This window comes from Milkweed yellows phytoplasma str. MW1 (assembly GCF_000309485.1).
Taxonomy (GTDB): Bacteria; Bacillota_I; Bacilli_A; order Acholeplasmatales; family Acholeplasmataceae; genus Phytoplasma.
The window spans coordinates 1-11833 of record NZ_AKIL01000062.1 but is presented as its reverse complement, the minus strand read 5'-3'; the positions used below and the strand labels follow the sequence as shown (position 1 = coordinate 11833).

The window sequence follows — 11833 nt, the reverse complement described above, 5'->3', positions numbered from 1 at the left end:
TAGAAAAATATTTATAAATTATAAGAAAGAAAAATTTAAAAATAAAAAAAGAGGCACATTACACATGTTCACAATGAGATCGATCTTGTCTAAAGCTGAACAAAAAGAAGATATTTTAGCCGAAGCTATTAGCAAAAAAAAGGTTAATTATCAAACTGCTTCGATAAAAAGCGTTATAGGTAAAAGTTTTATTTTTATCGCTTTATTCGTTTTTTCAGTTTTATCAGTTCGTTTATTAAAACAAATACCACCAATGAAAAATGTTTTTAAAGAATTTCATACTTCCATAGAAAATAGCAAAGTTGAAAAAGAAGCTGCAAAGAACAATTCTCCTGCTAAAATTAAAAAACGGGTCCTACATACGTTTTTACTAAAGATAAATTAACCTTTATCATGTCTGGTTTGTTATTGTCCGCTGTAGTAAGTTTATTAGTTTTAATTCTTATCCCTTCAATCAGTTTTTTACTGCTCAATATTTAGTGGTAAATTTGGGGTTATTTATAGGATTATTGCTAAATCTTTTCAAAAACCCAGATTTAAATAACTTAGTGTTATTAGTTGCTGCCATTTTCTTTGTTATCATTTTATTCGTCTATAGCATAACTATGTTGCTTTATTATCAACGTTGTCATTCTAAAAAAAGAACAGCTAACGAAGGTATTTTTCATAAAGCAAGTTTTGTCTTTTGGAACTACGCTTTAATTACTGTTTTATTCACAGGCATGATGATGCTTTCTATAATAATATTTCAACCCTATGGTATGACTTGTAGCCAAATGATTGAAAAATATTTTCACCCTCTTTTTATTTTAGGTTACTTATTAGTTAGTGCTTTTTTCATCGCTCCTTATAGTATTTATATGTCTGTTATTTTAATTATATTGGACGAAATTATAGAAAGAAAAATCAACAAAAAATACGAAATGCTTTTAGGTTTCTCTTTATTTTTAGTATTTATTTGGGCTTTTATAGCGTTTTTTGTTAATACAATGAAAAAATTATCCGAAAAATAATTTATGGATTAATGGAGGCTATCTTGTATTGATAGTCTTTTTTGTTCCTTTTGTTGAACCAATATATTAAAAAAACCATCTAATGATGGTTTTTTTAATAACTAAATAGCGAATCAAATCAATTAACCTGTGAATAATCTAAAACATTTGATATCAAGTTTTTCTCATTTATAAATTTTTTTCAAAGGAATTATTTCGTTAAAATTAGCTAAATTATCAGGTTGATGGTCTATATTAAAATAACCTTGTCTCACAAATTGAATTGGTTCATGGTTTTGTTCTAAGTTTAAAGAACCTTCTATTAAAACTTCTTTTTTCAGCCAAGAATGATGATTAAAATCCGCACTTAAATTTAAAGGGTTAGGGTTTTCACTATTGAAAAGTGGTTCATAAAAATTAAAAAAAGCTTTTTTAGCGGTTGACTTCTCTACAAAATGAATAGTTCCGTTCGGTTTTCTTGCGTTAAAGCCGCTGCCACTTTTAGTTTGAGGATCATATGTTGCTAAAACTTCAATAATTTCACCTTTTTCATCTCTAATAACATCATAAGCTTTAACGAAATAAAAATGCAATAACCTCACTTCTCCGTTTAAAAATAATTTTTTAGATTTTTTGTTTAATTTAGTTAATTGAAAATCATTTTTTTCTATATAAATGTGTTTAGAAAAAGCCATTTTTCTGGAACCGAAACTTAAATCTTCATGAAAAAGTATTTCGTTATATTCTATTTGATTATCAGGATAATTAGTAATAGTTACTTTTAAAGGTTCTACCACGGCCATCGCTTTTTTGGCTTTTTTTTGCAGATCATCCCTTAAACAAGAATCTAGCATATTTTTATCGATATGAGTATTATTTTTGGAAAGACCTATTTCTAAAATAAATTTTTTAATAGCTTCCGGCGTATAACCTCTTTTTTTAACCCCCTTTAAGGTCGGCATTCTTGGATCGCCCCAACCTTGCACTAATTGCGAATCTACTAAAAATTTTAAATTTCTTTTGCTTAAAAAAGTTTGAGTAATGTTTAGGCGCCCGAATTCTATTTGTTTAGGTGTGTTTTTCATTTCTGTTTCTTTAATGATCCAATCATATAAAGGGCGATGATCTTCAAATTCTAAAGAACATAAGGAATGAGTTATCCCTTCAATAGCATCCTCTAAAGGATGAGCAAAATCATAAGCAGGGAAAATATGATAAAATTTCTTTTTAAGAGTATAAGCATCTAAAATACGATATAAAACAGGATCACGAAGGTTCATGTTAGGACTAGCCATATCAATTTTAGCTCTTAAAACTTTTTCGCCATCTTTAAAAACTCCTTGTTTCATTTGTTGAAACAAATATAAATTTTCCTCAACAGTGCGGTCGCGATAAGGAGAATTTTTGCCAGGTTGTTTCAATTCACCTCTATATTCTTTCAATTGCTCCATAGTCAAATCATCTACAAAAGCTTTGCCTTTTTTAATTAATAAAATAGCTTTTTCTTCGATAATATCAAAATAATCAGAAGCATAAAAAATTTGGTCCGGCTCATAACCCAACCATTTAATATCTTCTAAAATAGCGTCCACATAAATTTGATTTTCTTTAGAAGGGTTAGTGTCATCATACCTTAAATAAGTCTTTCCTTGAAAAAATTTAGCCAATTCAAAGTTAATAATAATAGCTCTTGCGTGTCCTAAATGAAGAAAACCATTCGGTTCAGGCGGAAATCGAGTAATTATTTCTTTATATTTTTTTTCGTCTAAATCTTTTTGCATAATAGTTTTAATAAAATTCGATTCTTGAAACATTACTAATACCTCGATTATATTATAAATTTTTAAATTAAAATTCTCCAAAAAACTTCTAAAACCGCTTTTGGCAATATAACCACATTAGACAACTTTTAAATTAGTATTAACGTTGAGATTATATTTTTTTTCAGCTGGTTGGCTAAATTTGTTTTGATAATAAGCTGCGATACCAATCATAGCTGCCTGATCCGTACAATATTTTAAACTAGGAGTTAATATTTCCGTTAGAGGAAAAGCTTTTTTAAAGCTATTGATTAAAAACTGATTGGCAGCCACTCCGCCTACTATAAGGAGTTGATTTACGGGATACCTTTTCATCGTTCTTTGGGTTTTTTCGACTAATACCTCTGCGATACTAGCTTGAAAAGAAGCCGCAATATCGCTTTTATATTGTAAAGACATTTTTTGATGATCGATAGAATTAATGATTTTACTTTTTAAACCAGAAAAACTAAAATTTAAGTTTTTATTCTTTAAATAAGGGCGAGGATAATTAAAAATATCTTTCCCTTGTAAAGATAATTTTTCAATTATTGGTCCGCCAGGATAATCTAATTGTAAAGTTTTAGCGACTTTATCATAAACTTCCCCTACAGCATCATCTAAAGTAGTTCCAATATGTTTCATTTTAAAATGATCTTCTATATAAATTAATTCAGTATGACCCCCCGAAATTAAAAGCGCTAAAGCCGGGAATTTAATTTCGTTTTCTATTTGAACGGAATAAAGGTGTCCCATCAAATGATTAACCCCTATTAAAGGTTTTTGATGAATATAGGCGAAAGCATTAGCAGCATTTATTCCTAACAATAAAGAACCGATTAAACCTGGCCCTTGCGTGACTGCTACTAGATCTATTTCTTGGGGAGTAGTTTTAGCTTCTTCTAAAGCTTGTTTTAAAATTAAAGTAATTGTTTCTATATGTTTACGTGAAGCGATTTCAGGCACTACTCCTCCATATTGCTTGTGAAAATCAATTTGACTAAAAACTATGTTAGAAAGAACTTTTTTGCCGTTTTGTGTGACCGCCACGCTAGTTTCATCACAACTAGTTTCAATGGATAAAATATTCATAAAAATACCTTTTTATCATTCATATATTTATCCATTAGACCTCTCTTTCGTCGTTTCATTTAAATAAGGAATACAATAATTGGGAACTAAATGATGCGGTTCTACCACTTTTTGCATATAAAAAAAGACTTGAACCGGAGACAAACGAAAGGTTTTTTCTGTTATTAACAAGTGATTAGGAAAATCCTTTAAAAAAGTAGGAGAATAATTCTTTTCAGGTAAAATAACTTTATTATTGGTTAAACTTAAACTATAAAAAGAATTCTCGTTAATAACAATTTTAGGAGTTAATAAAACATCGGAATAACCACTCGATAAAAGGAGTAAACTGCTTATTTGGTATAAAGGTATGCTTAATTCAGACGCTAACATTTTAGCGGTTAAAACAGCCACTTTTGTACCAGTAAAAGAACCAGGTCCAACTCCTACAATAATGCCGTTTAATTGTTGTAAAGAACTATTACTTTCTTTAAGAACTATATCTATTAAAGGAATCATATTTTCCACAAAAGTTCTTGATTTAGTGTTTTTTTGGATACTAATGATTTTTTCATCATCAGTTAAAGTTACCAATTGAAAAGCAGTCGATGTATCTAAAATAATGTATTTTTTAATTTGATTATGATTCATAATAAAAATCTTTCTTTAAATTTTTATTAATTTATTTTAAGTCCGAAATATTTTGTTCTATTAAAACGCTTCTGATATTTTGCGGCAATACTTTAATTTGGACCACAAAAGACCAAAAAGGGAATAAAGACGTTATTTTTTGAGGAGCTTCTACTAACAAAATATCCCCTAAATCAACATATTCTAACATTTCTGCGATAAAGATCTTTTGACTTTCTTCGTTATCGTTGATAAAACGGTAAAAATCTAGGTGATGAAGTTGTCTATCGGAGACAGGATAAGTTTTTAATAAAGTAAAAGTAGGGCTATTAATATTATCTTTAACTCCTAATTGTTTAAATAAACCCTTAGTAAAAACAGTTTTGCCAGAACCTATTTCGCCTTCCAATAAAACAATATTTTTTTGCGAACTAGCGTTCTTTTGAGATAAAATAATATTACCCAAAAGAGCGCCCGCCCATTGAGTTCTTAATTGAGAAAGAGTTTTTTTAAAATAAATTATTTTCTGGTTATTAGTCATATTATCATTATTTTTCATCCTCATTATCTCTGCTTCCTCATATAAAATTAATCTCTTTTGCAAAAACGCTTCATAAAACGCATTTTTTTCATATTTGTTTTATTTATAAATCTTTTTCGTCTTTTTTCACAACTACAGCGTTAATTAATTTGTGATCTTCTTGTAATTTTAATAATCTATTGCCTTGAGTAGCTTTAGATTTAGTAGTGGAAATTTTATTAGCGGACATTCTAATCACTTGACCAAGGTGAGAAATTAAAATTAATTCTTCGCTTGGTGAAATAGTTTGTAAGGAAACTAAATTACCGTTTTTAGCGGTTGTTTTCAAGGTTTTAACACCTTTTCCGCCTCTTTTTTGTTTTCTATATTCATCTACTTTAGTTTTTTTACCATAACCTAATTCAGTTACCACTAAAATATCTTGATCAGAAGATAAAACAACTGCGGAACCGACGATATTATCATCGTTTTCAATTCTCATTCCAATCACACCAGAACCCATTCTAGTTGTTTTTCTAATGGAACTTTCGTTGAAACGGATAGCTCTTCCGTCAGAAGCAGCTAAAATAATATCCTGTTTACCAGTCGTTTTTAACACGAATAACACTTCATCTTGCGGTTTTAAGACAAAAGCTATTTTACCGTTATTTCTAATGTTTTCGTATTCTTTAATAGAATTTCTTTTGATTAAACCTTTTTTAGTTACTAACACTAAATAATCTTTAATTTCTTTAAAATCATCCACGCTAGTAACAGCTGTTAAAAATTCGCCTTTTTCTAACGGAATTAAATTAATTAAAGGAATACCTTTAGATTGGCGGGCAAAAGAAGGAATTTGATATCCTTTAAGTTGATAAACTTTACCTTTATTAGTAAAAAACAATTGATAAGCATGAGTTGATGTAACAACGAAATGTTCCACAAAATCATTTTCATTCATAGTCATTCCGCTAACGCCTCTACCACCTTTATTTTGTTTTTTATAAGTGTCTAAGTTTAAACGCTTAATATAACCTTTATTAGTAATAGTGATTAAAATACGTTCTTTTTCAATTAAATTTTCGTTAGAAATATTTAAAACATCTTGATCGTCTGAAGTATTAATCGTGGTTTGTCTTTTATCTTTGAAAGAAACCTTCATTTGTTTTAAATCTTCTTTAAGAAGTTGTTCTTTTTTTGATTGAGAAGCGATAATGCTTTCGCATTCGGCTATTTTAGCGATTAAATTACGTTCTTCTTGTTTAATTTTTTCAATTTCTAAATTAGTTATTTTTTGCAAACTCATTTCCAAAATAGCTTTACTTTGGATTTCGTCAAAATTATAAGCTTGCATTAATCTTTCTTGCGCTGTTTTAACATCTTTAGAAGTTTTAATCATTTCAACAGCTCTATCAATATCGTTTAAAACTATCACATAAGCTTGAATGAAATGTTTTTTAGCCGAAGCTTTTTCTAATTCAAATTTTTTTTGACGGTTGATAATGTTAATTCTGAAATGGAAAAATTCAGATAACATAGTTTTTAAATCAACCAATTGAGGAACGCCATTGACTAAAGCGATCATATTGAAATTAAAAGAAATTTGTAGTTGAGAGTGTTTATATAAGTTATTTAAAAAAACATTAGGATTGACGTCTCTTCTCAAATCAATAACAATTCTAATGCCTTTTCGGTTGGATTCATCTCTTAAATCAGTGATTCCATCAATAATTTTTTCTTTCGCTAAAAAAGCGATACGTTGAATTAAAATACTTTTTTTAATTTGATAAGGAATTTCTGTAATAATTACCGAAGGTTTGTTTTTATCAGTTTTAATAATTTCAGTTTTAGAACGAATAAAAATTTTCCCTCTTCCAGTTGTGTAAGTTTCTTTTAGGTTTTCTGCTCCTAAAATTTCTCCTCCAGTAGGAAAATCAGGCCCTTTAACGTGTTTCATTAAGGCAGTAATTTCGATATCTTTATTATCGATATAAGCCAATAAAGCATCAATCACTTCGCCTAAATTATGAGGAGGAATATTAGTTGCCATACCAACAGCAATACCGGTCGAACCGTTGACTAAAAGATTAGGAAATCTAGCAGGAAGAACTTTGGGTTCTTTCTCACTACCGTCATAATTATCCACAAAATCGATAGTATTTTGATCAATTTCTTTAATCAATTCCATAGTTATTTTAGACATTCTAACTTCTGTATAACGCATAGCAGCCGCTGAATCACCATCAATAGAACCGAAATTACCGTGACCATCTACTAAAGGATAACGATAGTTAAAATTTTGAGACATTCTTACCATAGCTTCATAAATACTAGAATCACCGTGGGGGTGATATTTCCCCATTACATCTCCGACAACCCTAGCTGCTTTTTTATAACTTTCGTTGCTATAAACGCCTAATTCTTTCATTCCATAGATAATTCGTCTTTGTACAGGTTTTAAACCGTCTCTTACTTCCGGTAAAGCTCTAGAAACAATAACACTCATGGCATAACTTAAAAAAGATTTTTGCATTTCTTGACTAATGTCAATTGTTTTAATAAATCCAATATTATTATCAGCCGAATCTTTGGGTGAAGTGTCATTATTTAAAGTGTTATTTTTTTTAGTTTTGTCCAACATCATTTAATCGCCTTTTTTTAATTTTTGTTATTAAAAAATAAAATTAAACATCTATATCTGCATAAATAGCATTGTCTTTGATAAATGTTTTTCTGAAAGAAACTTCTTCTCCCATTAACATATTAAAAATTCGGTCTGCTTCTAAAGCGTCTTCTAAAGATACTTTTAAAAATGTTCGTGTTTCAGGGTTCATAGTGGTGTCCCAAAGTTGTTCTGGGTTCATTTCTCCTAAACCTTTGTAACGTTGTAAAGAAATTTTATTTTTATTAGTTGCTAAATAGCCTTTTAAAGTGCCTTCATTATAAAAATAATTAATTTTTTTACCTTGTTGAACTTTGTATAAAGGTGGTTGAGCAAAATAAATATAACCTTGTTCAATTAAAGGTCTTAAATTTCTGAAAAAGAAAGTTAAAAGCAAAGTTCTAATATGAGCTCCATCTACATCGGCGTCAGTCATAATAACAATGCGGTGGTAACGCGCTTTACTAATGTTAAATTCTTTATCAATCCCCGCTCCAATAGCTTGGACCAAAGAAACAATCTCATTATTGCTTAATATTTTTTCCAAACGAGATTTTTCGACATTAATGATTTTACCTCTTAAAGGCAAAATAGCTTGAAATTTAGAATCTCTACCTTGTTTAGCTGAACCTCCGGCAGAATCACCCTCAACAATATATAATTCAGAAGAAGAAGGATCTTTGCTATAACAATCGGCTAATTTAGAAGCAAAACCTAAAGAATCTAAAGGTGATTTTCTTCTAGTCACTTCACGAGCTTTTTTAGCTGCAATTCTCGCTTTGGCAGCTAATAAAATTTTTTCAATAACCTTTTTAGCTTCTTGCGGATTTTCTAATAAATATCTTTCTAAAGCTTCGCCAAATTGTTTAGAAACAAATTGTCTTACTTCATGATTTCCTAATTTAGCTTTAGTTTGACCTTCAAATAAAGGATCATGATGTCTTAAAGAAATAATAGCTGTTATCCCTTCTAAAGTGTCCTCGCCGATAAAACTCATATCTTTTTTTAACAAGTTTTTATCTTTAGCGTAATTAGATAAAATCCTATTCAAAGCCATTTTAAATCCTTCTTCGTGTGTTCCCCCTTCGTGGGTAGGGATATTGTTCACGAAAGAATAAATATTAGAAGTATAAACGTCCGTATATTGGAAAGCAATTGCCAAAGCCATATTCTCTACTTCAGTTTCTTGATAAAAGTCTTGGTTTAAGCCTTTTTTATTTGTATTTAAATATTTCAGATATTCTTTAATTCCGCCTTCATAATAAAAATTAAATTGTTTAATTGGTTCTTTTCTGGTATCAATGATATTTAATTTAATCCCTTTATTGAGAAAAGCTAATTGTTGAAGTCTGTTTTTGAAAACATCCAATTGATAAGAAAAATTTTTCATATCTACAAAGATCGTTTCATCAGGTAAAAAGGTAATAACAGTTCCTCTTTTCTCAGTAGTACCTGTTACTTCTAAAGGGGTAATAGGATTCCCTCTTTCGTATTTTTGATAATGTATTTTATTGTCAAAATGAATTTCTACTGTCAACCAAGAGGATAAAGCATTAACTACAGAAGCCCCAACGCCATGTAAACCGCCAGATACTTTATAAGAAGAATTGTCAAATTTTCCTCCAGCATGTAAAGTAGTTAAAATAGTTTCTACAGCGGATTTTTGATTTTTAGGATGAATGCCGACAGGAATGCCCCTACCGTTATCCGTTACACGCACAACATTGTCAGGCATTATTTCCACGGTAATCTCATCAGCATAACCAGTTAACGCTTCATCGATGGAATTATCAACAATTTCCCAAACTAAATGATTTAAACCTTTTTCTGAAGTAGAACCAATATACATTCCGGGTCTTTTTCGAACAGCTTCTAAACCTTCTAAAATCTGAATACTATCAGCATTATAATCGTTGCTCTTAACCATTTATAATATTTTATTCTCCTTAATATTAATTTCCTTTTAATATCTCTATCATTATGTTTTAAATTTGTTCTTTAAAATAAGTCTAAATGAATGACATATTAATTATTATAACACACAAATTAGCATTTTACAGACATCCCATGAGAAAAAGAAAAATATAATCTCCTTTCTTTTCTCTTGCGATAACCCAAAAATACTGAGATATTGTTTTAACCTTTAAAAAAGGCATAGTTTAATATCTTTTTGATTTATATTTTGTCATTTTTTTATCTTTAAAATAGTTTTTTTATAAAAGAAAAAAACACTTTTTCTTTATCGCAACAATAAGTTCATAACTGAAAAAGTCTTTTGTTATAACAACGCAAAAAGGCTTTAAAAAATATTTTTGGTTATATTTGATAAAAAATTAAAAATTTCTATCATTAATTTGGTCTAAATATTTATCCACTTTTGTAGCAATTTTTTTTAAAGTATCCTTTTCAAAAGGATTGTTTAAACCAGAATGTTTTAATAAATTTACAAAACTTTCTGAACCGCCTTTTTGACATAAAGATAAATATAATTGCCATGTTTGTGGATAATTTTCTTGACTTAAAGCCCATATTTCTAAAGCAACAACTTGAGCCAAAGTGTAATCAATATAATAAAAAGGACTAGAAAAAATATGGCCTTGACGATACCAATAAACACCTTTTTGCAAGAATTTATCCTCTTCAAAATTTTGCAAAGGTAAATATTTTTGTTCTAATTCGCGCCACACTTTTTTTCTTTCTTCCGGAGTCATTTCAGGTTTTTGATAAACTTCATGTTGAAAATGATCCACTAAAGCACCATAAAGCAAAAAGTTAAGGGATTCTGATAAATGAGAAAATTTATATTTTTCTGAATCTTCTTTAAAAAAATGATGCATCCAAGGCCAAGCTAAAAATTCCATCCCCATAGAATGAATTTCTGCCGCTTCTAAAGTAGGAAAACGGTATTCAGGTATTAAATGGCGACTTTGATATACTTGAAAAGCATGTCCCATTTCGTGAGTTAAAACATCAACATCATGGCTTGTGCCGTTGAAATTAGCAAAAACAAAAGGAGATTGAAATTTAGGCAAGTAAGTGCAATAACCTCCACCTACTTTATTTGGTTTACTTTCTAATTCTAAAAGTTCTTTGTCTACTAATAAATTAAATAAGTGGTTTGTTTCTTCAGACATTTCAGAATACATTTTTTTAGCTTTTTCAACTTGAAAATCAACCCCACCTTTAGGCGTAGGATTTCCGCTTAAAAAATTAAATTTAGCGTCATAACTTTGGAGTTTATCGATTCCGATACGACGAGATTTTTTAGTCAAGGTTTTATGATAAAAAGGCAAAACATTGTTTAAAATGTTTTTACGGTAAGAAGCTACTTGATCAATATTATAATCTACTCTCCCTAAACGGTCATAACCTAATTGAACGAAATTTTCATAACCCAAAAGACGAGACATTTCATTTCTTGCTTGAACTAAATCATCATAAATGCGATCATATTCTTTTTCGTTTTTTTCAAAAAAAGCGGAAATAGCTAATTGGGCTTCTTTTCTAGTATCCCTATACGGAACAGATAAAAAAGTAGCCATTTGACTTAAATTGTATTTTTCTCCTCTAAAATTAACCGAAGGATCAGCGATTAATTTTTCATATTCAGTAGTTAAAGCATTTTCTTTTTGTAAAAAAGGTATTATTTTAGCATCAAAAGTTTTTAAAAATAAATGAGTTTTTTGAAACAATAATTCGCCAAATTCTTTGATTAAACCTTCATAATGTTTGCTTTGGACCATTTTTTGAGAAAGATTGAATTGCCATTCGGACAAAAGAGGACCGTTATGATCCCAAAAAGCTTGTTCTTCTTGATAAAAAGGATCTTTTGTGTTCACGCTATTACGTATGCTCGCTAAAGTTGCCATAGAATTAATTTCATCTGTTATTTTATTAACTTCTTTTAAACTTTTAATTTGTTTTTCTAAAGAGTAATCAGAGAAATTTTCGATTACTGGTAAAATATTTTTTTTAATTTCTTCTATATTGGGTCTTTGATATGAGAATTGGCTAAATTTCATGATTTATGTTTCCTTTTTTAATTGAATTTTAATAAGTTTATTTTCCAAAACATTTCAAAATTCAAATTTATATTGTTTATTTTCTTCAAGATAAAAAAATAATTTTATTTTTTTATTGTATCACTTTTAATTTATTT

At 29.1% G+C, this 11833-nt stretch carries 9 protein-coding genes; 2 read left to right on the top strand and 7 right to left on the bottom strand.

What is annotated here, in order from left to right; translation table 11 throughout:
• Positions 1-64: 64 nt before the first annotated feature.
• Both RI76_RS01505 and RI76_RS01500 read left to right on the top strand, forming a co-directional pair.
• Positions 65-385: a hypothetical protein gene (locus tag RI76_RS01505; protein WP_036343589.1), complete on the top strand. Its 321-nt coding sequence runs from the start codon at positions 65-67 to the stop codon at positions 383-385.
• 124 nt (positions 386-509) lie between these two features.
• Positions 510-1013, top strand: a complete 504-nt coding sequence (locus tag RI76_RS01500; RefSeq protein WP_017192377.1) for a hypothetical protein — start codon at positions 510-512, stop codon at positions 1011-1013.
• A 164-nt stretch (positions 1014-1177) separates the two neighbouring features.
• On the opposite strand, the gene glnS is transcribed toward RI76_RS01500, so the two are convergent.
• The 7 genes from glnS to RI76_RS01465 all read right to left on the bottom strand — a co-directional run bounded on the left by glnS (position 1178) and on the right by RI76_RS01465 (position 11696).
• Positions 1178-2806, bottom strand: coding sequence for a glutamine--tRNA ligase (glnS, locus tag RI76_RS01495; RefSeq protein WP_017192376.1), 1629 nt, complete (start codon positions 2804-2806; stop codon positions 1178-1180).
• Between the two features lie 84 nt (positions 2807-2890).
• Positions 2891-3883, bottom strand: a complete 993-nt coding sequence (gene tsaD / locus RI76_RS01490; RefSeq protein WP_017192375.1) for a tRNA (adenosine(37)-N6)-threonylcarbamoyltransferase complex transferase subunit TsaD — start codon at positions 3881-3883, stop codon at positions 2891-2893.
• Positions 3884-3910: 27 nt separating this feature from the next.
• On the bottom strand, positions 3911-4513 hold the full coding sequence (tsaB, locus tag RI76_RS01485) for a tRNA (adenosine(37)-N6)-threonylcarbamoyltransferase complex dimerization subunit type 1 TsaB (protein WP_017192374.1): 603 nt from the start codon (positions 4511-4513) through the stop codon (positions 3911-3913).
• Between the two features lie 31 nt (positions 4514-4544).
• On the bottom strand, positions 4545-5057 hold the full coding sequence (gene tsaE, locus RI76_RS01480; protein ID WP_261974329.1) for a tRNA (adenosine(37)-N6)-threonylcarbamoyltransferase complex ATPase subunit type 1 TsaE: 513 nt from the start codon (positions 5055-5057) through the stop codon (positions 4545-4547).
• 79 nt (positions 5058-5136) lie between these two features.
• Positions 5137-7653 (bottom strand): DNA gyrase subunit A, encoded by a 2517-nt coding sequence (gene gyrA, locus RI76_RS01475; RefSeq protein WP_017192372.1) that lies wholly within the window; start codon positions 7651-7653, stop codon positions 5137-5139.
• 43 nt (positions 7654-7696) lie between these two features.
• Positions 7697-9601 carry a DNA topoisomerase (ATP-hydrolyzing) subunit B gene (gene gyrB / locus RI76_RS01470; protein WP_017192371.1) on the bottom strand — a complete coding sequence of 635 codons (1905 nt, stop codon included), beginning with the start codon at positions 9599-9601 and terminating at the stop codon, positions 7697-7699.
• Positions 9602-10007: 406 nt separating this feature from the next.
• Positions 10008-11696 carry a M3 family oligoendopeptidase gene (locus tag RI76_RS01465; RefSeq protein WP_017192369.1) on the bottom strand — a complete coding sequence of 563 codons (1689 nt, stop codon included), beginning with the start codon at positions 11694-11696 and terminating at the stop codon, positions 10008-10010.
• Between the last annotated feature and the right edge of the window lie 137 nt (positions 11697-11833).